The 22466-nt window shown below is 41.9% G+C and carries 19 protein-coding genes and 2 tRNA genes; 15 read left to right on the top strand and 6 right to left on the bottom strand.

Features of this window, described 5'->3' with window-relative positions; all coding sequences use genetic code 11:
• Positions 1-930 precede the first annotated feature (930 nt).
• Complete coding sequence (locus tag ACVBIU_RS19255; protein WP_447164551.1) at positions 931-3801, bottom strand: EAL domain-containing protein; 2871 nt, start codon at positions 3799-3801, stop codon at positions 931-933.
• A 189-nt stretch (positions 3802-3990) separates the two neighbouring features.
• Here ACVBIU_RS19255 and ACVBIU_RS19250 point away from each other — a divergent pair, with 189 nt between their 5' ends.
• Positions 3991-5409 carry an EAL domain-containing protein gene (locus ACVBIU_RS19250; protein WP_447164546.1) on the top strand — a complete coding sequence of 473 codons (1419 nt, stop codon included), beginning with the start codon at positions 3991-3993 and terminating at the stop codon, positions 5407-5409.
• Positions 5410-5481: 72 nt separating this feature from the next.
• Here ACVBIU_RS19250 and ACVBIU_RS19245 read toward each other — a convergent pair whose 3' ends face one another.
• Complete coding sequence (locus ACVBIU_RS19245; protein ID WP_447164545.1) at positions 5482-5982, bottom strand: zinc ribbon-containing protein; 501 nt, start codon at positions 5980-5982, stop codon at positions 5482-5484.
• Between the two features lie 120 nt (positions 5983-6102).
• Between ACVBIU_RS19245 and leuS the strand changes: the two genes are divergently transcribed.
• From leuS to lipA, 14 genes are all read left to right on the top strand, one after another.
• Positions 6103-8682 (top strand): leucine--tRNA ligase, encoded by a 2580-nt coding sequence (gene leuS, locus ACVBIU_RS19240; RefSeq protein WP_447162502.1) that lies wholly within the window; start codon positions 6103-6105, stop codon positions 8680-8682.
• 34 nt (positions 8683-8716) lie between these two features.
• Positions 8717-9211 carry an LPS-assembly lipoprotein LptE gene (locus ACVBIU_RS19235; protein WP_447162501.1) on the top strand — a complete coding sequence of 165 codons (495 nt, stop codon included), beginning with the start codon at positions 8717-8719 and terminating at the stop codon, positions 9209-9211.
• Complete coding sequence (gene holA / locus ACVBIU_RS19230; RefSeq protein WP_447162500.1) at positions 9211-10242, top strand: DNA polymerase III subunit delta; 1032 nt, start codon at positions 9211-9213, stop codon at positions 10240-10242. Before ACVBIU_RS19235 ends, holA begins: the two co-directional genes overlap by 1 nt.
• A 14-nt stretch (positions 10243-10256) precedes the next feature.
• Positions 10257-10886 (top strand): nicotinate-nucleotide adenylyltransferase, encoded by a 630-nt coding sequence (gene nadD, locus ACVBIU_RS19225; RefSeq protein ID WP_447162499.1) that lies wholly within the window; start codon positions 10257-10259, stop codon positions 10884-10886.
• 169 nt (positions 10887-11055) lie between these two features.
• On the top strand, positions 11056-11385 hold the full coding sequence (gene rsfS / locus ACVBIU_RS19220) for a ribosome silencing factor (RefSeq protein ID WP_447162498.1): 330 nt from the start codon (positions 11056-11058) through the stop codon (positions 11383-11385).
• A complete protein-coding gene (rlmH, locus tag ACVBIU_RS19215; protein ID WP_447162497.1) occupies positions 11385-11855 on the top strand; it encodes a 23S rRNA (pseudouridine(1915)-N(3))-methyltransferase RlmH in 471 nt (156 codons plus the stop codon). The genes rsfS and rlmH overlap by 1 nt, the downstream gene beginning before the upstream one ends.
• Positions 11856-11933: 78 nt before the next feature.
• Positions 11934-13790: a penicillin-binding protein 2 gene (gene mrdA / locus ACVBIU_RS19210; protein WP_447164544.1), complete on the top strand. Its 1857-nt coding sequence runs from the start codon at positions 11934-11936 to the stop codon at positions 13788-13790.
• Positions 13787-14893: a rod shape-determining protein RodA gene (gene rodA, locus ACVBIU_RS19205; RefSeq protein ID WP_447162495.1), complete on the top strand. Its 1107-nt coding sequence runs from the start codon at positions 13787-13789 to the stop codon at positions 14891-14893. The genes mrdA and rodA overlap by 4 nt, the downstream gene beginning before the upstream one ends.
• Positions 14894-15012: 119 nt before the next feature.
• On the top strand, positions 15013-16008 hold the full coding sequence (gene mltB, locus ACVBIU_RS19200) for a lytic murein transglycosylase B (RefSeq protein ID WP_447162494.1): 996 nt from the start codon (positions 15013-15015) through the stop codon (positions 16006-16008).
• Entirely contained in the window at positions 15995-16777 is a 783-nt protein-coding gene (locus ACVBIU_RS19195) for a septal ring lytic transglycosylase RlpA family protein (protein ID WP_447164543.1), read from the top strand. Before mltB ends, ACVBIU_RS19195 begins: the two co-directional genes overlap by 14 nt.
• 104 nt (positions 16778-16881) lie before the next feature.
• Entirely contained in the window at positions 16882-18054 is a 1173-nt protein-coding gene (locus ACVBIU_RS19190; RefSeq protein WP_447162492.1) for a serine hydrolase, read from the top strand.
• A gap of 291 nt (positions 18055-18345) precedes the next feature.
• Positions 18346-18612, top strand: coding sequence for a DUF493 family protein YbeD (gene ybeD / locus ACVBIU_RS19185; protein ID WP_447162491.1), 267 nt, complete (start codon positions 18346-18348; stop codon positions 18610-18612).
• 94 nt (positions 18613-18706) lie between these two features.
• Positions 18707-19366 (top strand): lipoyl(octanoyl) transferase LipB, encoded by a 660-nt coding sequence (gene lipB, locus ACVBIU_RS19180; RefSeq protein WP_447162490.1) that lies wholly within the window; start codon positions 18707-18709, stop codon positions 19364-19366.
• A complete protein-coding gene (gene lipA / locus ACVBIU_RS19175; RefSeq protein WP_447162489.1) occupies positions 19359-20324 on the top strand; it encodes a lipoyl synthase in 966 nt (321 codons plus the stop codon). Before lipB ends, lipA begins: the two co-directional genes overlap by 8 nt.
• Before the next feature lie 79 nt (positions 20325-20403).
• On the opposite strand, the gene rimI is transcribed toward lipA, so the two are convergent.
• The 4 genes from rimI to ACVBIU_RS19155 all read right to left on the bottom strand — a co-directional run bounded on the left by rimI (position 20404) and on the right by ACVBIU_RS19155 (position 21794).
• A complete protein-coding gene (gene rimI / locus ACVBIU_RS19170; RefSeq protein ID WP_439267649.1) occupies positions 20404-20841 on the bottom strand; it encodes a ribosomal protein S18-alanine N-acetyltransferase in 438 nt (145 codons plus the stop codon).
• Positions 20841-21191 carry a hypothetical protein gene (locus ACVBIU_RS19165; protein ID WP_447164542.1) on the bottom strand — a complete coding sequence of 117 codons (351 nt, stop codon included), beginning with the start codon at positions 21189-21191 and terminating at the stop codon, positions 20841-20843. Before ACVBIU_RS19165 ends, rimI begins: the two co-directional genes overlap by 1 nt.
• A 252-nt stretch (positions 21192-21443) precedes the next feature.
• A tRNA-Trp gene (locus ACVBIU_RS19160) sits at positions 21444-21520 on the bottom strand.
• A 197-nt stretch (positions 21521-21717) separates the two neighbouring features.
• Positions 21718-21794 (bottom strand) — tRNA-Trp (locus tag ACVBIU_RS19155).
• Positions 21795-22466: the final 672 nt, after the last annotated feature.

Below are 22466 nucleotides of genomic sequence, written 5' to 3'. Positions count from 1 at the left end.
GACGGCAAACGAAACAACATAAATCTATAACATTGCAAGCCTCAAACGCAGGCATAACAAAGAAAACAAAAAGAGATCATAAACACGCAACACCGACTTGTTACATCAAAACAAAATAACATTCATCACAACTGAAAATAACTACGCAAAAACCAGAGTATAAATCGAATTTATTTTCCACCAGCTAACATCAATAACAAACCGATTAGTAATAACCAATAAAATAATAAGTTTTAAACACTAAAGTAACTAGCATTGATAAGGGTCACTTTTTTGACACTCTATATTACCAATTAGATAAAAAGACAATGAAAAACATAGACATTTCACACCAAAATAGAATCAAATATAAAGATTTAAAACTGGATTAATATGCACCCAAGGTTATCCACTTCATGCTACCACCTTAAATATCATGACCGTTAACAAGCATTAGGTACGATGATTAATCAAAGTTACACCATAAAAGCTATTTCAAAGGGAATCGAATAGAGAAAAATCAACTCGAATACAACAATACTCAACTAGACGAAGAGTGTGATGTCATAGCTAAAACCGTTAAAAAATTGGGCTACAAAGGGATCACCCTTCAATTAAAAAACTCTTTCCCCTTAGTTTTTTATTAAGAAAAATCGATTAGCAGGATTGTTACCGGAACCGAAGATTTATCTCATTGGCTAAGTATCTGTGTTGGTGAAATGATTGAGTTTAATAAGCAGCTAGCGAAGGTCCACCCGACCGAAAGATACTATTCACTCAATAGAAACTTTAATGAATAATTTTGACTACATACTACAACGTAGAAGCGGTAAGATAGACATTATCTTACCGCTTCTAAACTCCACTAATTAAATCCAATTGAACCACATAAAAAGCGCCGAGCTTCATTATAGATGGCCCTGTAAACCGACCTTAAATGGAACATTACGCTTATCTCTTTTCGCGTTCAAATAACAACACTAATTCATCCAGTGGCATGGGCTTGAAATAGTAATATCCCTGAGTAAAATCGATACCATTTTGCTTCATATATTCCTGCTCCTCCTTTGTCTCAACCCCTTCAGCAACAATCTTAAGCTTAAACTGGCGCAGCATCTCTACAACAGATGAAAAATAAGAGGAGCAATCACCGCAGAACTCTTCGTTAAGCGACAAAAGTTCTTTGTCTAGCTTAACACTGTCAAAAGGCAATAATGCAAGGTGCCGAATCGATGAGTTCCCTGTAGAGAAATCATCTAGAGCGATAGAAAAACCTAATTTCTTGAGGAAGTTTAAGCTAGCTGCAATGTCGTTCTTTTCATGTAAAAGCTGAGTTTCTGTAACTTCAATCTGAAGATAACCCGGGCTGACATTATAGGTATTTACAATATCGAGTAGAATATTTACAGTAGCTGGAGCTGCAATTGTATCTAAAGAAAAATTAAAACTAGCCTGGAAGTTAACGGGTAACTTATTCTTCAACTCGAGCTTTTTTACGGCTGCGATAGTTAGTTTTGCTATATAAAGATCAAGTTTTTCAATAATACCCAATGTCTCAGCGACACTAATAAACTCAATAGGACTAATAAAACCATACTCTTCAGTATGCCACCTCGCAAGCGCCTCTACTCCAGCGACTCTTCCAGTGTGATTATCAACTTTAGGTTGCAGGGCGATTGATAATAAATCATTGTCAATTGCCAACTCAATGTTTGACTCAATATACTGATTGCGCATATAGCTTGCTGCCACTTTACTATCAAAGTAACTAACTTTACCTTTACCCAAGGATTTAGACACATACATCGCCATATCAGCCTTTTCGTACCAATCACTTTTCCTAGCCGGTTTATTGTAGACTCCTACGCTAAAACTAAATTTAGGCAATCTTGAGTGTCCACGCACCCCTAACATGCAGCGTTTTAGTAATTCTTCTAGCTTTTCTGCTACGCAAAATGACTCTTTGGCTATATATATAAAAAACTCATCACCTGATAGGCGAAAAATACAACCTTTGGTAAAGCTACGAGTTAACTCCTGAGCAAAATAGATTAGAATCTCATCTCCAACCTTATGACCGTGGTTATCATTAATAGCTTTAAAGTCATCAATATCTATAATAATGCAAATAGCAGGCTGTAAAGCCATGCTCTTCTGACGTTCATAGAAACTTCTTCGATTTCTTACATGAGTTAGTGGATCATAAATCGCATTTAACTTACTTTTCTTATGGAATCGATACAAAATATAACTAACTGATAAGGTGAGAAAAATCACAATCATATATAAGTATATCTGCCGCTTTAATCGATTATTCTCCTCAACAAGTTTGGTATCGAGCCGATTACTATTAATTGCAGTTTCTCGTATTAACTCTTCTGAAAGCTGAGCTCTATTGTTGCTAAAGAGCAGTAGCTCATCGATAGCATTTATCAACTTATAATTACTTGAGGCAAAATAGATATAATCTCTTGCTAAAATACGATTCGAGTCACCGAAGTAAAGACTATTGAATTTCGAATTATGAATTAGCGCATCTATTGCCCCCTTGCTATACGCTTCTTTTAATCCTCTTACATTATCAAATAAATGTAAGCTATAACCAAAGTCCTCATAACTATCTATAAAGTTGATAGCAATTTCATGACCCACATCGGACTCAATGACTCCAATGCGCAAAGGCTCTTCATAGGACTTAGATTTATCCTTAAAAAGTGATATATCAAGAGGTAATAGAGGTCGAGAAATAAATAAACCAGACTCCCTAACTCTCTCGCCGCTCACTAAAACCAGATCTGCAATATTCGAATCAAAGTTATCTATGATCAGATTCCAGTTCTGTTCGTCAGCCTTACGTTCGATCACGTTTAAACCATTGGGAAAATAACGGCCTAACTGGTGCACTATCTCTACTAGCAAGCCAGAGTGATGCTGATTAGTATCGCTCCAAAAAGAATACGGGGCGTAATCACTATCAACCAATACATAAAACTCATCTTGAATAACTTTGCGTGAAACTTCAGTAAGTTGGCTTAACACCCTAACCTGTTTAAGATCTGCAAGCATTTCGCTGCTGTACCTAAAAAGATCATCTTTCAACTTACCAGTTTTAATCAGTCGATTAAGCTCATGCTCTAGCTCCGGTCTAAGAGGAGAAATACCAAAAACCACTTCACCTAAAAAACCAAGTTCAAGGGCATAGTACTCTGAGGCAAACTGAAACAACTTACTACTAGAGGCGACGATTAAACCGTCATCATCATTGACACCTGTACCAAGTAAAACCTCTAGAGTGTCCGATTCAACAATATCGGCCGACACTTTATAAGAGCTTAAGTAGTCTTCTAGAAACTCCTTTGTCGGATTACCTTTCTCAACAAATAACCGTTTTCCCGTTAGCTGGTTTGGATTTGCAATTGGCTTATCGCTATAAACATAAGCAGATTTCTCATAGTATGGAAGACTGAAGTTAATATAATCTTCTCCACTCGGAACTAGATCAGGAACTAAGTCGATTGTTCCTAAAGCAAGCGCTCGAGTTGCATCAAGCTTACTCTTAAATAGAGTGACTTCTAATTTATATGTTAGTGATTCCTCTAGCTGTGCGAGTATGAACCGGTCTAGAGCAGAGCCTTTACCTCCTTCGCTACTATAACCAACAAGCCCAACACGTACCGTAGAATCTTCAGCATAAACCTGCAAACTACAACCTATCGTCATTAACAATAAGGTGCTACAGCATAAACTCATCGTTGAGTTACGCATAAACTTAAGCATGGCGTTATAAAAAAACGCTCCCGCATAAACACAGACATTAAACATAATCACAACAACACAAATAAAGTCAAACTCTCATATTGATAAATACGTTAACATAATTACATTACCTCCATAGAAATAGGAATTTATTTACCACCTTTAAAAACTATCCCAGGAAAATATTTTCCCACACTCAAGAAAGCCCAAGATTTATGTTTAAATAATACCAATGACATTCCGGTACCTCTAGTTATGAAAACCCCATCTAATTTCCAAACATACATAAATAGATCTATCAAAAACAAATCGCTAATACTTTCTTTATTAACGAGTATTTTCATTACCACTGTTACCCTCACTGTTGTTATCGTATCCAATTATCGTGAGATTTCAACAGTTAATAGAATGATAAACGGTGCCGTCGCTGATATAAAAAAACAACAGAATGAGCTTGCGCCACCGCTAACAATTGAACAAATTTTGATACGGAATTATCCGCCTGTTTATGACGTAACAGTGTCTAAGCCTCAAAGTAGCGTCAGCGAATCCTTCTACTTTATCGTCGAATACAGCAAATTAGGATTAGAGTTAAATCTCATAATACAGAGCAAGAACACCTATAAAATTGGTTTAAAAAGTAGCTACGTAACTCGCTGGATGAAGCAGAACCGATTATTCAATACCTACTTACCAAGCGTTCCAGTAGACATAGACTCAGGTATATCAGAAGAACTTAAGCTTGCTTCATTATCAAATAACAACAGTTTCAAATTTTCAAAAGACGGAGGAATATATTTGAATTCATCAGAGCTGAAGATGGCTTTGTTCTCATTTATTCTTTTATGGTTTTCGCTATTTTTGATCATAAACCTATATCTTAAAAGTACACTCTCACTATCAACATTACGCAAACTATCAAAGCAATATCTTTTTGAAATGATTTCAAAAAAAGCAATAAGTATAAAATTCCAACCCATAATAAACATCACCAACAAAAGGCTGACATCGCTTGAATGCCTTTGTCGCATTAATAATGCTAATGACCAAGCTCCAGATTGCATCAAGTATCTAGATGATGAAATATGCTTTGAGCTATTAAAGTTCTCTTTCACAACGATAAGGGAATATAACGATAAAGGGGTTTACCTCAGAAGTAATACGTACAGTATTAATATGCTCCCGGGCTCAATAATTAAGTATGCTAAGCACCCTATATGGCGACAACATGCATCGATTAACAATCTAAATATTATTATAGAGATCGCCGAATCGAAACTAAATGCTGATGTTAGAGGAGCGCTTAATGAGGCGATTAAAAAACTAAAAAAAATGGGCTATCGCTTTATGATTGACAGGTTTGGTAGTAGTCAGGCCAGTATCTATGACACGCTTATATTGCCAATTGATTATATTAAGATCGATAGGAGTATAGTAGAAAACGTCAACCATAAAAAAAACTACGATTTTCTAATGAGTGTTGTGAACTTTTGCCATAAAAACAATATCCGTGTCGTTGCTGAAGGTGTAAGTAAAGAATCCCATAGAGATACACTGGGAGAAATTGGTATTATTTTCCAGCAGGGATTTCTTTATGGCAAAGCACAATCTTTGTCACTGTTACTATCAAAGGACCATAAGCAAGACTTTTACACTTTGCCATACACTCAATAAGTCAGCTATATCCAGATTAATAAGAGAATCTAAAGGGAGCCGTTAAAGACTCCCTTTAGTTAACAATAACCACTAAGGCGCCAACGCCTCGCGAGTAAACTCGTTATTATCGCACTCGGTACAGTCTGAAAGCACACCTGGGAATTCGATTTTTGATTCATGACCACAGGCAGTACATACCATTTTCCCCTGGCAAACGATCTCACCGCTCTCGTAATAACCGTGGTGTTTAAAGTCCTGTGCCACCTCATACCATTCTACTTGACTGCGGTCGGTGATCTTACTCAACCAGTGCCATAAAGTGCTCTCAACTGTGATAACCGTTGGGCTATGACTTAAATCGGTGGCATTTTTTTCCTGCAAGAAACTCGCAATGTCACGTTTTAAAAATTGTTCGACTAAAGCAAGCTCTTCTTGCTTCGCTTGCTGTTTTATAGCCAAGTATTCTTTACACGCTTGCATTTGTGCATACAAACTCTTTACAGTCAATGAGTTATCATCATTGTATTGCGATTGCAATTGGTCAATAAGTGCCTTATATAGCGAAAGTAACTCAGTACTTTGTTCACTCATGGTAAATACTCCTTCAACGAACCTTTTTAATGACGCACTTCTAGTTTATTCTATGTCGATATCACTCGCGCTGAAATAGCGCTAGATCAAACAATAGGCGGCATAGCCGGAAATAGATTGATGCAAGAGCAATATACTCCTTCAGAAATTGAAGCTAAAGTGCAGCAGCACTGGCAAGACACAAAAACATTTGAAGTTACCGAAGACGCAAACAAAGAAAAGTTCTATTGCCTTTCTATGTTCCCGTACCCATCGGGTCGACTGCACATGGGTCACGTACGTAACTACACCATAGGCGATGTTGTGTCTCGTTACCAACGTCTGCAAGGTAAAAACGTGCTTCAACCTATCGGTTGGGACTCTTTTGGTCTTCCCGCTGAAAACGCGGCAATCAAAAACAGCACTGCGCCTGCGCCTTGGACTTACGAAAATATCGATTACATGAAAAACCAGCTTAAAATGCTAGGTTTTGGCTATGACTGGTCACGTGAAATCGCTACATGTACGCCTGAATACTATCGCTGGGAACAGTGGTTCTTCACCAAGCTTTATGAAAAAGGCATGGTATACAAGAAGACAGCTTCAGTTAACTGGTGTCCAAACGATGAAACCGTGCTTGCCAATGAGCAGGTTATCGACGGTTGCTGCTGGCGCTGTGATACCACTGTTGAGCAAAAAGAGATCCCGCAGTGGTTTATTAAAATCACTGAGTACGCTGAAGAGCTGCTAAACGATATTGATACGCTAGAAGAGTGGCCTGAACAAGTTAAGACCATGCAGCGTAACTGGATTGGCCGTAGTGAAGGTATCGAGATGACGTTCAAGGTTGCTGATAGTGACCAGAGCTTTGATATCTATACTACGCGTCCTGATACAGTGATGGGCGTAACTTATGTTGCGATTGCAGCCGCGCACCCACTAGCAGAGCAAGCTGCTATCAATAACCCAGCGCTAGCTGAGTTTATTGAAGAGTGTAAAAACGCCGATACCACCGAAGCTGCTATGGCAGCGATGGAAAAGAAAGGTGTTGCGACAGGCCTAAATGCTATCCACCCAATTACTGGCAAACAAGTGCCTATATGGGTTGGTAACTTTGTACTGATGAACTACGGTACTGGCGCAGTGATGTCTGTACCCGCCCACGATCAGCGTGACTATGAGTTTGCTAAAAAGTACGGTCTAAACATCGAAGCGGTTGTTAAGCCAGCTGACGGTGAAGTCGATATCAGCGAAGAAGCTTATACTGAAAAAGGCGTACTATTTAACTCTGCTGAGTTTGACGGTCTAGATTTCCAAGCAGCATTTGATGCAATCGATGCCAAGCTTACAGCTGAAGGCAAAGGTAAGCGTCAAGTGAACTTCCGTCTACGCGACTGGGGTGTTTCACGTCAACGTTACTGGGGTGCACCAATTCCAATGGTCACTTTGGCTGACGGTACGGTTATTCCGACACCTGAAGATCAATTACCAGTGATTTTACCTGAAGATGTGGTTATGGATGGCATCCAAAGCCCAATAAAATCAGATAAAGAGTGGGCTAAGACTCAGGTTAACGGTCAAGAAGCGTTCCGTGAAACTGATACCTTTGATACCTTTATGGAATCATCTTGGTACTACGCACGCTACTGTAGCCCCCATGCAGATGAAATGCTTGATCCTGCAAAGGCAAACTACTGGTTACCTGTAGACCAATACATTGGTGGTATCGAGCATGCTTGTATGCACCTATTGTATTTCCGCTTCTTCCACAAATTGCTACGTGATGCAGGTCTAGTCAACTCTGATGAGCCAGCTAAACGTCTGCTAACTCAAGGTATGGTACTCGCTGATGCTTACTACTATAACAATGAGAAAGGCGCGCGCGTTTGGGTTGCTCCATCTGATGTGACTGTGCAGGAAACTGACGACAAAGGCCGTACCGTTAAAGCCGTAGACAGCGAAGGTAACGAGCTGGTTTACACCGGTATGAGCAAGATGTCTAAGTCGAAAAACAACGGTATCGACCCGCAAGAGATGGTTGATAAGTACGGTGCTGACACGGTTCGTCTATTTATGATGTTTGCAGCGCCACCAGAGCTAACACTTGAATGGCAAGAGTCGAGCGTTGAAGGCGCACATCGCTTTATTAAGCGTTTGTGGAAAACTGCACACGACCATATTACTTCAGGTCCAACTGCAGAACTTGACGTTAAGTCACTTAACGCTGCTCAAAAAGAGCTACGCCGTGAACTGCATAAGACCATTGCAAAAGTGGGTGATGATATTGAGCGTCGTCAGATGTTCAACACCGCAATTGCATCAGTTATGGAGCTAATGAACCGTCTCCAAAAAGCGCCGACTGAGACAGAGCAAGACAAGGCATTGATGCAAGAAGCCTTGAACGCTGTTATCCGTTTACTTTATCCAATCATTCCACACACATGTTTTGTGTTATGGAACGATCTTGGTAACCAAGGTGCGATTGAAGATGTACTTTGGCCAGAAGTTGACGAGTCTGCACTGGTTGAAGACAGCAAGCTAATCATCGTTCAAGTGAACGGTAAACTGCGCGCTAAGATCACTGTTGCAGCTGATGCGAGTAAAGAAGAAGTTGAAGCGGCAGGTATGGCCGAAGAAGGTGTGGTTAAACACACTGAAGGTAAAACTGTTCGTAAAGTTATCTACGTACCGGGCAAGTTGCTCAATATCGTGGCTAACTAATCCTTCTAAAACCAAGGAAGACAAAACAAAGCTTATGCTAATTAAACGCATACTTTTAGCAACCTTGGCACTGAGCATTTTGCTCAGTGCCGGTTGCGGCTTTAGATTACAAGGTAGCTACTCTATCCCTGAGCAGCTACAAACCTTAAGCCTTAGCAGTCAAGATGAATACAGTGAACTAACACGTCTAGTACGTGAACGCCTGCGTTTAAACAGTATTGCTGTAGTTAAGCCCGCGAATGACATTCCAGTTCTTCGCCTTATCAGTGACTCACTCGATCGCTCTACGCTATCAATCTACCCAACGGGTAACGTTGCTGAATATGAGCTTATCTACCAGGTAAGTTTTGCCGTACAGATGCCAGGTGCTGAATCTCAACGCTTTGATGTAGCTATCCACCGTGACTACCTTGACGATCCGCGTACGGCTTTAGCAAAGAGCCGAGAAATGGAGCTCTTACTCAAAGAGATGCGAGTTCAAGCTGCTGACAGAATTATTCAAACTCTGGCTTCTACAAAGGTTAATTAATGCGGGTCTATCCAGATCAGTTAACGCGCCAACTTTCTCCATTACCCCAATGTTGCCTTATTTTTGGCGACGATCCATGGTTATGTGAGCAAAGCCGTGCAGCTCTGCACAGTGAAGCTAAACGTCAAGGCTTTGAAGAAAAGATCCAGTTAACCCAAGAAACGGGGTTTAGTTGGAATGAGCTTTTTGAGCAATGGCAAGCGATGAGCTTGTTTTCAAGCCGTCGTATTATTGAGTTAACCCTCCCACAAGCAAAACCAGGGGCTGAAGGCAGCACTATGCTGCAATCGCTAATGCAGATGGATAATCCAGATGTATTATTGATTTTAACTGGCCCTAAGCTTGCGAGCGAACAAACCAAGAGTAAATGGTTTAAGGTGCTTGATGCAAAAGGGATTTACGTACCTTGCACGACGCCAGAGGGCGCACAGTTTCAACGTTGGTTAGATGGAAGAATTCAGCATTACGGCTTGTCATTGGCACGAGACCCGCGTGAAATGCTCTTTGCACTTTACGAAGGTAACTTGCTTGCCGCCGACCAAGCACTGCAACTGCTGCAACTGCTCAGTCCTAATGAGCCGATTGATTGCGACCAACTAAGCCAATACTTTGAAGATCAATCACGCTTCAGCGTATTTCAATTAACTGACGCCATGCTCAACAACCAACAAGATAAAGCCCAACATATTCTTTCACAGCTTAAAAGTGAGGGAGTGGCGATGCCAATTATCCTATGGTCGTTATTTAAAGAGCTCGCCGTATTGTTACAACTAAAGACAGCACAGAATAAGCGCGAGCCTCTACAGGGACTTTGGAGCAAGTTGCGCATTTGGGATAAACGTAAGCCCATTTATCAAAATGCACTTAACCGTCTTGAATTGAATCATGTAGAAACCTTGCTTGCTGGCGCTTCAGCCATTGAACTTAAGCTCAAACAACAAGGCATTGAAGACTGGACTGGATTGAGTCACATTAGTCTACTTTTCGATGCTAAAGCTCACGCCAAACTCGCCCATATAACATTAGATTAATATAGGTCTTGAGCATGAGAATTGGCATTTTAGGCGGCACCTTCGACCCTATCCATTTTGGTCATATTCGTCCTGCACTCGAAGCAAAGAACCAGCTTAATTTGGATGAGGTTTGGCTTATGCCAAACCATATTCCACCGCACAAACCCGGCACTCATGTCTCCACTGCCGATAGACTCGCCATGGCGCAGCTTATTTGTGATGAACTACCTCAATTTCAACTTTGTGATATTGAAGCGAAACGCGATACACCTTCCTATTCAGCCATGACTTTAGCTAAATTAAGCAACATGCACCCAGAGCATGAGTTTTACTTCATTATGGGCATGGACTCATTTTTGAGCTTTACTCACTGGCATGAATGGCAACAACTGTTAGACCTATGCCACTTAGTCGTTTGCAAGCGCCCCGGCTGGCAACTTGCTACTAACGACCCAATTCAGGCAATCTTAAAGCCCAGACTTAGCGATAACACCCAAACAACGCCACAAAAATTCGGTAAAATTTTTATGCTTGATGTAGCAGAACAAGATTTCTCCTCAACGCAAATACGTCAGCGACTCATGCAGGGCCTGATGCCAAATGCAGCACTACCCGTCTCGATTCAAGATTACATTCGATGTAATCAGCTTTATACCAATTAGTATAAAGATGTAGATCTCTTTCTTATGTTGATTGGCATTATCTAGCCGATCCTACAGCTAATAAACATTAAACCGCATTCAAACACAGATATTTCTATACAGAACTATTAATCTGGATCTGAAATACTGCTATACTATCGCGCTGTCTTAAAATTAATGGGGTACCAGCGTGGAAAGCGCAGAGTTAAAGCAATTTGTAATCGATAAGGTTGAAGACCTTAAAGCAAAAGATATCGTTGTAATCGACATATCTGAGAAATCAAACATCGCCGATTTTATGGTGGTATGTACGGGTAACTCAAAAACACACGTTAAAGCAATCGCTGAAAATCTAGTGGTTGAGTCAAAGCGTGCCGGTCTGCACATTCTTGGTGTCGAAGGTCGTGAGAGCAGCGAGTGGGTTCTAGTAGACCTAGGCGATGTGATTATGCACGTTATGCAAGATCAAACTCGTGACTTCTACCAGCTTGAAAAACTTTGGTCAGAAAAGCCTGAGTAATGAAGATTCAGTTAGTCGCAGTTGGGACCCGCATGCCAGATTGGGTCGAAACAGGTTTCAAAGAATATCAGCGCCGCTTTCCTCGAGATATGGCGCTTGAATTAATTGAGATCCCTGCTGGCAAACGCGGTAAAAATGCCGATATAGCTCGCATTCTCCAAAAAGAGGGCGAGTTAATGTTGGCGGCGATCCCGAAAGGGAATCATATCGTCAGCTTGGACTTACCGGGTAAAAACCTCACAACACCGCAATTAGCAGAGCAAATGAACAAGTGGTTGCTTGATGGTCGCGATGTTAGCTTGTTAATTGGAGGCCCAGAAGGTTTATCACCTGAGTGTAAAAAAGCCGCTGCGCAAAGCTGGTGCTTATCAGCCTTAACTCTACCTCATCCTCTGGTACGAGTGATTGTTGCCGAAAGCCTATATCGTGGCTGGAGTATCAACAATAATCACCCTTACCATAGAGAATAATATCGACACCCTATAAAACTAAACAGACCTTAATAGGATATGTGCTTGGCACCCTTTTTTAAGCAGGAGAGAATGTAAGTGTCACCAAGAAAGCGCATAACCATGAACGACCATGCGGCCGAGGCGTCGCTATTTAAAAGTCGCGCCCTGTTTACGTTCTTATCTGTATTTATCCTGCTGAGCTTGTTGCTGGTTAACCTCTACAACCTGCAAATCACCTCCTTTAAAGATTACGAAACTCGCTCTAATGACAATCGTATTCGTGTCGTCCCTGTCGCGCCTAGTCGTGGCTTAATCTACGATCGTCACGGCCAATTACTCGCCGAAAACCAACCTTTTTTCTCATTAGAGATGGTGCCAGAAAAGGTTAAAAATGTCAGTGAGACCTTAGATGAGCTCAGCCTCGTTATCGACTTGTCGGCAGATGAAAAAGAAAACGTAATCGATGCACTTAAGTATCACCGTCGTTTTAAGCCTCTGACAATTAAGAACAAACTGACCGAAGAACAAGTTGCAAAATTCAGTGTGAATCAGCACCGTTTTCCGGGCATTTCTGTTGACGCGGGCCTCAAGCGCCACTACCCGTACAATGGTTTAATGACTCACGCATTAGGCTATGTCGGCAAAATCAATAGCCGAGATCAAGACTCGCTTATCCGTAATAACTTGTGGGCAAACTATGCGGCAACAAAAGATATCGGTAAGCAAGGTATCGAAAAGTTTTACGAAAGTATGTTGTTAGGTAAGCCAGGTCACCTCGAAGAAGAGGTTAACAACCGCGGTCGTACCATTCGTATTTTAAAATCTGAGCCGCCAACGCCCGGGCAAGATATCCACCTGACCTTAGATTTAAAGCTTCAACAAAAAGCCATGGAGCTACTTAATGGTCGACGTGGCTCTATTGTTGCAATCGATCCACGAGATGGTGGTATTTTAGCGCTAATCTCTAGCCCAACTTATGATCCTAACCAATTTGTGCATGGCATTAGTAGTAAGGCGTATAGCGAATTACTCAATTCTAAGTCACGCCCACTTATCAACCGTGCGACTCAGGGTCAATACGCCCCTGCATCCACCGTTAAGCCACACTTGGCGTTATTAGGCTTAGAAAATAAAACCGTTACCCAAAAAACGCGTATTTGGGACCCTGGTTTTTGGCAGATCCCAGGTGTTGAACGTAAATACCGTGACTGGAAACGCTGGGGTCATGGCTGGGTTGATGTTAACAGCGCCATTGTTAGCTCTTGTGACACCTATTTTTATGATCTTGCCTATAAAACAGGCGTTGATGCTATCGCCAACTTTATGCAACCCTTTGGATTTGGTGAACGTACCGGCGTTGATATTTTTGAAGAGTCCGCCGGTAACATGCCGTCTAAAGATTGGAAGCGTTTACGCTATAACCAACCTTGGTATATCGGCGATACCATCTCTGTTGGTATTGGTCAGGGCTACTGGACAACAACGCCGCTGCAGCTTGCCAATGCTACCGCTATTTTAGCCAACAATGGCCGCCGTTTTGTGCCACACATGCTTAAGTCGATTCAAGATCAAACCGCTAAAATCGACACGCCGCCCGATGAGCTACCGCCTATCGTACTATCGAACCCTAAAAACTGGGACATCATTAATGAAGCCATGCGTGATACAGCGCATAAGTCTCGCTTTACCGACGCACGCTACACCGCGGCGATGAAAACGGGTACCGCACAGGTATTTAGTGTTGCGCAAGATGAAGAATACGATGCGGAAAACATTGATGAACGTCTACGTGACAATGCTTTAATTATTGCTTACGCCCCGTACGAAAACCCTAAAATTGTTCTCGCTGTAGTACTTGAAAACGCGGGTTGGGGTGGCGTTAACGCTGGGCCAGTAGCTCGCGCTTTACTCGACGAGTATTTGTTAAGAGATTCATGGGATAAAACAGAATGAGTGCACACAATAGCCGACCAAACATATGGCAGCGCTTACACATAGACTTGCCATTGCTGTTAGGCCTGCTGGCACTCATGGCTTTCGGACTTGTTGTTATTTATTCTGCCGGCGGTGAAGACTTAGCGCTAATGGATCGCCAACTGTTCCGTATGGGGCTATCGCTATTAGTGATGTTTACTGTGGCGCAGATTAACCCTGAAGTGCTTAGGCGTTGGGCGTTCCCCATTTATATTACTGGGATCATCTTACTGATTGGAGTGCACTTTTTTGGTGAGATCAATAAAGGTGCTCAGCGCTGGTTAAACTTAGGCTTTATGGAGTTTCAACCATCTGAACTTATTAAGCTCGCCTTCCCTATTACCATGGCTTGGTATATCAGTAAGTTCCCACTCCCCCCCAAGAAACGCTACCTTGCTGGTGCTGGAATACTGTTACTTGTCCCCACATTACTCATCGCTAAGCAGCCAGATTTAGGTACCTCTATCCTTGTTGCCGCTTCAGGCATCTTTGTACTGTTTCTATCCGGTATGAGTTGGCGTATTGTTGGTGGCTTTATCGGCAGTGTATTGGCGATGCTACCCGTGCTGTGGTTTTTCTTGATGCATGACTACCAGCGTACCCGCGTATTGACCTTGCTTGATCCAGAAAAAGATCCATTAGGTGCAGGCTACCATATTATCCAATCTAAAATTGCCATCGGCTCTGGCGGATTGTGGGGCAAAGGCTGGCTTCAAGGCACTCAATCGCAACTAGAGTTTTTGCCTGAACGGCATACTGACTTTATTTTTGCGGTTATTGGAGAAGAATTTGGGCTTATCGGCGCGTTAATTCTGCTGGCACTATATCTTTATGTAATAGGCCGAGGCTTAGTTATCGCCTCTCGCGCACAAACCAGTTTTGCTCGCTTATTAGCTGGCAGTATAACCTTAACATTCTTCGTCTATATTTTTGTGAATATTGGTATGGTTTCAGGTCTTTTACCTGTTGTAGGTGTTCCTCTGCCTCTAATCAGTTATGGTGGTACCTCGATGCTGACATTGATGACAGGATTTGGCATCTTAATGAGTATTCACACTCACAGACGTTTTATCGACAGATAGCCTTAAGACGCTATTTGATAAAGCCTCACTCTTTATATAGATTTAACCTTCGATGGCATTGTGACGTATTCGAGTGACCTAATCACTATGCCTATCGACTATTAAGGATTGCCTCATAAATGACGCTTTTAAAACGCATTCTTGCACCTTTAGCATTGACTCTCTTTTCATGCTCAGCTGCGGCAGATTCTGACTCAGACGTCAAAGCGCTTAAAACTGAGTTTATTAAAACCCAAAGCGATAAAGGTTTCGATAGCAAAGAAACAGCAGCGTTCATTGCCAACGCCGAATATAACCAAGCGGTTATCGACGCGATGACCAAGCCATGGGAAGCTAAGCCTTGGCATCAGTACTACCCTATATTTCTCACAGAAAAACGTCTAGAAGCTGGGTTAGCCTTCTGGCAAGAACATGCTGACACTATCGCTAAAGCCTCAAAAGAGTTTAATGTTGATCCACAAATCATCGTCGCAATTATTGGCATTGAAACCTTTTACGGTGGCTACATGGGCAATTATCCTGTTAAAGACGCCCTCTACACCTTAGGTTTCCATTATCCGCCGAGAGCAACATTCTTCCGTAGTGAATTTGCCAACCTGCAGTCACTGGTAAAAGAGGAAAATTTAGATATTAATAGCCTGAAAGGCTCCTATGCTGGTGCTATGGGCTTTGGTCAGTTTATCCCGTCTAGCTACCGCCATTACGCAGTGGATTTTGATAATGATGGTAGCCGCGATCTATTAAATAGCACTACCGATGCTATTGGTAGTGTAGCTAACTACTTCCATCAACATGGTTGGCAGAAAAACCAGCCGGTAACACTGCAATTAACGTTGAATAAAGACTTACCTGATACAGTGAAAACGTGGTCTGGTGAGAAAATGCAGTATAACGTTGCTGACATACTATCACCGAACGTTGCACTGGCTGAATCAATGGATATTGATGTGTCACAACCAGCATTAGTGGTAAAGCTTGAACAAGCCGACCACGATGAGTATTGGTTAGGTCTCAAAAACTTTTATGTTATTACCCGTTATAACCGCAGCCCTTTGTACGCTATGGCGGTTTACCAATTTAGTCAGGAATTAAACAAAGCTTATGTCGCGCAATAATACCCTTGCCATTTTATTCTTAACCGCCACATTAGCTGCGTGTTCGAGCGGTGGTCGCTATGAACTTGATGACGATAAAGCGCCAACATCAGCTCCTGATGTCACCAAGGTTGAAGATGCTCACCCTAAATATGAGCCATATAGCCGTGGGGGAAACAAAAAGAACTACACGGTATTAGGTAAGAGTTATCAGGTCATGGACTCAGGTGCTGGCTACGCGGAAAAAGGAATTGCATCTTGGTACGGCGCTAAGTTTCATGGGCACCTCACATCAAACGGTGAAACCTACGACATGTATTCGATGTCTGCAGCCCATAAAACCTTACCACTACCTAGCTACGTTAAGGTCACCAACCTTAAAAATGATAAAACGGTTATTGTACGAGTCAACGACAGAGGGCCATTTCATGCAGATAGAGTTATCGATCTATCTTATGCTGCTGCCCACCGGCTCGACATGCTAAAAACCGGTACCGCAAATGTAAGCCTAGAAGTTATCTATATTGCCAATCCTGAATCGAGTGCACTTGCCGAGCTAAAAGGCACTGAACTTCACTATATTCAGGTTGTAGCATCATCAAACAAAGAACGCTTAGGTCATCTAGCCAATAGCCTAGAGCAAAAATATCAAGTCAAGAGCCGCATTCAAAGCGTAAATAACTTGTATCGTTTGCAATTAGGCCCAATCGGTCAGCAGCAACTAGCTGACAAGCTAACAGAAAAGCTCAAGCAAGAGGGTTACCCTCAAAGTTACCTGCTTACTGAATGAACCAAGATTAATGAACCTAGGCTGAATTCCATTGTCGACTAATGTTATACTCGTTGGAATTACACTTTCTTCATACCTAAACTATTAAGACGTGCATTATTAATATGAATTTACTGAACAAACCTTTAAAAACGCTTTTGTTCGCGACCTCTGTCGCCGCATTATCAGCACAAGCAGCGCCAGTCGTTACCCCAAATGCACCAACAGTGGCAGCTAAAGCTTACGTGCTAATGGACTACAACACCGGACAAATCATTGCTGAAGAAAACGCTTACGAAAGCTTAAACCCAGCTAGCTTGACCAAGATGATGACAAGTTATGTGATCGGTCATGAGATCAAAGTCGGTAACATTGCCCCCACTGATGAAGTAACCATTAGTAAAAAAGCATGGTCAAAAAACTTCCCCGACTCTTCTAAAATGTTTATCGAAGTCGGTAAAACAGTTTCTGTTGAAGATCTAAACAAAGGCATTATTATCCAATCGGGTAACGATGCGTGCGTAGCAATGGCTGAACATATTGCTGGTACTGAAGATGGCTTTGTCGACTTAATGAACTCATGGGCTAAACAGCTAGGAATGCAAGATAGCTACTTTGAAAATAGCCATGGTTTAGACTCTGACAACCATAAAAGTACCGCTTATGACATGGCTATTCTTGGCGCCGCAATTATTCGCGATGTACCAGAAGAGTACGCAGTCTATAAAGAGAAATCATTTACCTACAACGGTATTAAGCAATACAACCGTAACGGTTTGTTATGGGATAAGAGCTTAAGCGTTGACGGTATTAAAACAGGCCACACTTCTGGTGCAGGTTTTAACCTGGTAACCTCAGCAACTAAAGACGGTATGCGTCTTATCTCTGTTGTATTAGGCACCAAGAGTGAAGCCGCACGTAAGGCAGAAAGTAAGAAGCTACTTAACTATGGTTTCCGTTTCTTTGAAACTGTTACACCATACAAAGCTGGCGATACTTTCGTTACCCAAAAAATCTGGTATGGCGACCGTGAAACGATTGACCTAGGTGTTGTCACTGATACCCCTATTACCATTAGTCGCGGCCAAGCTAAAAATTTACAAGCTAACTTTGAACTCACAAAAGAGCTTAACGCCCCTATAGCAAAAGGCGAGACTGTCGGTCGTATCTACTTCCAATTAAATGGAAAAGATATCGCTCAGTTCCCACTTGTCACGCTACAAGAAGTGAATGAAGGCAGCTGGTTTAGCCAATTAATGGATTACTTCAAGCAGATGTTTGCAGGTTGGTTTAGCTAGACCATACTGTATACAAAAAAGAAGCCACCGCAAGGTGGCTTCTTGCATTTGATAGCCAAACAAACCTTGTGAACTTGAACCATACTAACCAATTAGTCATTGACCCAATAATGACTAAATTAAAGTTGCCATATTAAGCAATGAATAACCGTTAACTCATTCTTCTCATTTAAAAATTCATTACACTGCGATTCGAATTTGAGTCAGCAAGAATGATCAAATATTTATTTAGCTTGGTATTAGGTATAATCGTCACCATATTATGGTTATTGCAATCTATGAGAGTGAAAAATGTTAGATACTAAATTTGATGAATTAATGGAATTCCCAGCTTCTTTTCCATTTAAAATTGTTGGAGATGCAAGCGATACGCTAGCTGATCGTGTCGTAGCAGTCGCCCAAAGTTTGGCACCAGATGACTATACGCCAACAACAAAAGCGTCGAGCAAAGGCACTTACAATTCGGTCACCATACGTATAACCGTTACAAGTAAAGAGCAGATAGAGAAACTTTACACCGAACTTGCTGCGATTGAGGGCGTTAAACGCGTACTATAAATATTAATCATAAATGATAAATGTGATCCGTATTACATTTATCATTTTGAAGCGTATAATAGCCCGCACAAATATTTGAGGGGAGAGGTTGCCCTTGTACGATAACGCTTTGCATATTCGTCATCTCGGTAAACAAGATTACGAATCAGTGTGGCACGCGATGCAACACTATACCGATAATCGCGATGAGAACAGTCAAGATGAGATCTGGATTGTTGAACATACGCCAGTATTCACACAAGGCCAAGCAGGCAAGAGTGAGCACATCCTAAATCCTGGTGATATTCCTGTTATTCAGGTTGATCGAGGTGGCCAAGTAACCTATCACGGCCCGGGGCAACTTGTCGTCTACCCTCTTCTCGATATTAAACGCCTCAAAGTCGGTGTACGTCAGCTTGTCACTCACATTGAACAGAGTATCGTCAACATGCTTGTGCGCTATCAGATTGAAGCTTATGCAAAAGCTGATGCGCCTGGTGTTTATGTTGAAGAACGTAAGATCGCATCACTCGGTCTTAGGATCCGTAAAGGATGCTCTTTCCATGGACTCGCCCTCAATGTCGATATGGACATGTCTCCATTTCAGCGCATTAACCCCTGCGGTTACGCTGGCATGGAAATGATCCAGTGCAAACAGCTCGGTGGACCACAAACTGTCGAAGAGGCAGGTCTGCAACTGATTGAAACCCTCAGCCAAGAACTCGGTTTAGATAAGCTAGTTCACCACCAAGGATTACCAGAGTCATATGAATAGGCCTGAAAGATTACAACCTGGCGTTAAACTTAGAGACGCAGACAAGGTTTCACGCATCCCTGTTAAAGTGGTGCCATCTGAACGTGACACCATGCTAAGAAAACCTGACTGGCTGCGAGTAAAGCTACCCGCTTCAAATCAGCGTATTACCGAGATCAAGCAAGCACTGCGTAAAAATGGTCTCCACTCTGTTTGTGAAGAGGCTTCATGCCCTAACCTATCAGAGTGCTTTAACCATGGCACCGCAACATTTATGATTTTGGGTGCTATCTGTACCCGTCGCTGCCCGTTTTGCGATGTTGCTCATGGTCGTCCACTAAAGCCTGATGCTGAAGAGCCTAAGAAGCTTGCACAAACGATCAAAGATATGAAGCTTAAGTATGTCGTTATTACCTCTGTAGACCGTGATGATCTGCGTGATGGTGGTGCACAGCATTTTGCTGACTGTATCCGTGAGATCCGTTTATTAAATCCGCAAATTAAAATCGAAACCTTAGTACCCGATTTCCGCGGTCGTATTGATGCAGCGCTTGAGATCTTGGCGACTGAGCCACCAGATGTGTTTAACCACAATTTGGAAACTGCGCCTATGCATTATCGTAAAGCGCGACCTGGTGCTAATTATCAATGGTCACTCGATTTATTGAAGAAATTTAAAGACCGCCACCCCAATATTCCGACAAAATCAGGTCTGATGATGGGTCTTGGTGAGAGTAACGAAGAGATTGCACAAGTACTGCATGATCTGCGAGCTCATAATGTTGAGATGCTGACTTTAGGTCAATATCTACAACCTTCTAAATTCCACCTGCCAGTTGAGCGCTATGTATCACCTGCGGAATTTGATGAGCTAAAAGAGCTTGCTGAAAGCATTGGCTTTACTCACGCAGCTTGTGGTCCATTGGTACGTTCAAGTTACCATGCAGATCTTCAGGCTCAAGGTAAAGAAGTTAAGTAAATTTACCTCGCGCTCGATAGCATAAGTTAAGACAAAAATAGCGCCTAATTAGGCGCTATTTTTATTGGCTACAAGGCGTTTAAAAACTTAGCTGCATCAATACCGCATCTTCAGTGCCAGTATCCGATTTATAGTAACCTTTACGAATACCGGTTTCCTTAAAGCCAACTTTCTCATAAAGTTCTCTTGCAGCAATCGCAGACTGACGAACCTCTAACAGTAATACCTCAGCCCCTTTATCTTTAGCCTCAACGATTACAGCCTTTAACAGCATTTTACCGTAACCTTTGCCCTGCAGTCTGGGTTCAACACAGATATCCATTAAGGTCGCATCTTCAAAAATCTGATGCAAGATAGCAAAGCCACAAAGCTCATCACCATCCAATAACCCAATGCAGTGATACAAATTACCGAAACAACTTTTTATCGTTGACTCACTCATTGGGTGGCTATGCGCTTTAACCGCTATAGCAGCCATCTGAGCAGACATTTCATCGTTTAGCAGTGTAAGTTCCACTACGTATCCTTTTGAGCCATAAAAGACTGTATATTAAGCCACAACGTCTTTTTAGCTTCAGGGTTATTCTCAAGTTCATTAATGGGGGCTGAAAATAAAGTGCTGTTGTTAACAACTGTCTGCTTACCACGCATATCCCAAATCACCTTAGCTCCTGGTTCAGCTCTAACAGCAAAACGGCAATGATCCATATTGATTCCGAGTAAACCTAGTACGGTACAGATGATTGGGCTATCGACATCTTTAATCCGTAAAGGATTCACTAAGACAATAGCTATATCAGTTTGGGGAATCGCTTTTTTCCAGCGAGTAATGCTCATGGCATCTAGGTAAGCACTCTTTTCCATCATGACTCACTCAAAGGGGGATAATAACGTTAGAGTGGCTAGCATAGCAGTTAGTCCTCTAATAGGTAACACAGTTTAGACGAGTGCACAGAAACAATGTAGCACTGAGCTAGATGCTTTTACTATTAAGACTAATAAGCTATCTACAAAATCGATGAGTGGCATTCAGTGAAGCAATAGAGCAAAACGAAAAGCAAACACTATCGCAAATAGCAGATGCGAAAAAGCCGAGCTAGTGCTCGGCTTTTTCTAATTTGGCAGGGGTGGGGAGACTCGAACTCACAACATCCGGTTTTGGAGACCGGCGCTCTACCAATTGGAGCTACACCCCTGTTGACGAAACGGATTATGCGTAATCTGCCCCGAAAGGTAAAGCTTTTTTTATTTAAAGCCCATCAAGTGTGGATTTTTCAGACAAAAGCAAAACCTAGTAACATCCAGAGCCTTAAATAACACAAAAAAGCGCTATAACTGAAACGATAAACCGCAGATGCAAAAAAGCCGAGCTAATGCTCGGCTTTCTCTAATTTGGCAGGGGTGGGGAGATTCGAACTCACAACATCCGGTTTTGGAGACCGGCGCTCTACCAATTGGAGCTACACCCCTGTTCAGGACACTAATTTTGCTTAATGTTGAGTAAAAGGTAAAGTACTTTTTTGCTAATAACTACCGCCTGCAGGTTTTTCGAGCGCTCAGCAGGTGTTTTGATCACTTTGCCGACTGAAATAGCTCAATAAACAGCACTCACAACACTGCTCGCTGGTATTATAAGCTCAGCACAATATAGGCAACCTCTACGCTTACAATCAAGAAAAATTAGTGAGACTTAAATTTCACTCCCCAGATTACTATAAATGAGCTGCAGTTATTATAGCTACCGAGCCAGTCTAGTGGTTCACCTTAAGCTTTAAAACAATGGCAGGTTTTTCTACTCGCGCACCGATTATTGTGAAAAGCCTTCTTATACTCATCTGGATAGAGATTGCCTCCGAAACAGGACATACAACTAGAAAAGAGCAAAGGGATGCTTAGCAGGTCACATCGTATATTAGCAGTTCTGAATAACTCAAACTTATAGATAGGAAGATAGCGGTTCATACAAGCCTTAAAATATTTTATGAGCCTCCCCCCCCCCTCTATCGAAGGCTTTCAGCTATGAATATCAGGAGTTTCGCAGCTTAATACCAATCTAAGTAAAAACATGATCTAATTGCATTCATCGTATTCTCTTCATTTGTGGTTATGGATAACTTTAAAAATACTGACTTTACAGCTCTA

Source organism: Shewanella sp. 30m-14, assembly GCF_052977125.1.
Note: the sequence above shows the minus strand (reverse complement) of the source record. Positions and strands in the feature narration are given on the sequence as shown.

Bases quoted from the DNA above. Each gene is read 5' to 3' on its own strand.
- ACVBIU_RS19255 (WP_447164551.1), bottom strand. From the start codon at position 3,801: ATGTTTAATGTCTGTGTTTATGCGGGAGCGTTTTTTTATAACGCCATG.
- ACVBIU_RS19250 (WP_447164546.1), top strand. From the start codon at position 3,991: ATGAAAACCCCATCTAATTTCCAAACATACATAAATAGATCTATCAAA.
- ACVBIU_RS19245 (WP_447164545.1), bottom strand. From the start codon at position 5,982: ATGAGTGAACAAAGTACTGAGTTACTTTCGCTATATAAGGCACTTATT.
- leuS (WP_447162502.1), top strand. From the start codon at position 6,103: ATGCAAGAGCAATATACTCCTTCAGAAATTGAAGCTAAAGTGCAGCAG.
- ACVBIU_RS19235 (WP_447162501.1), top strand. From the start codon at position 8,717: ATGCTAATTAAACGCATACTTTTAGCAACCTTGGCACTGAGCATTTTG.
- holA (WP_447162500.1), top strand. From the start codon at position 9,211: ATGCGGGTCTATCCAGATCAGTTAACGCGCCAACTTTCTCCATTACCC.
- nadD (WP_447162499.1), top strand. From the start codon at position 10,257: ATGAGAATTGGCATTTTAGGCGGCACCTTCGACCCTATCCATTTTGGT.
- rlmH (WP_447162497.1), top strand. From the start codon at position 11,385: ATGAAGATTCAGTTAGTCGCAGTTGGGACCCGCATGCCAGATTGGGTC.
- rodA (WP_447162495.1), top strand. From the start codon at position 13,787: ATGAGTGCACACAATAGCCGACCAAACATATGGCAGCGCTTACACATA.
- mltB (WP_447162494.1), top strand. From the start codon at position 15,013: ATGACGCTTTTAAAACGCATTCTTGCACCTTTAGCATTGACTCTCTTT.
- ACVBIU_RS19195 (WP_447164543.1), top strand. From the start codon at position 15,995: ATGTCGCGCAATAATACCCTTGCCATTTTATTCTTAACCGCCACATTA.
- ACVBIU_RS19190 (WP_447162492.1), top strand. From the start codon at position 16,882: ATGAATTTACTGAACAAACCTTTAAAAACGCTTTTGTTCGCGACCTCT.
- ybeD (WP_447162491.1), top strand. From the start codon at position 18,346: ATGTTAGATACTAAATTTGATGAATTAATGGAATTCCCAGCTTCTTTT.
- lipA (WP_447162489.1), top strand. From the start codon at position 19,359: ATGAATAGGCCTGAAAGATTACAACCTGGCGTTAAACTTAGAGACGCA.
- ACVBIU_RS19165 (WP_447164542.1), bottom strand. From the start codon at position 21,191: ATGATGGAAAAGAGTGCTTACCTAGATGCCATGAGCATTACTCGCTGG.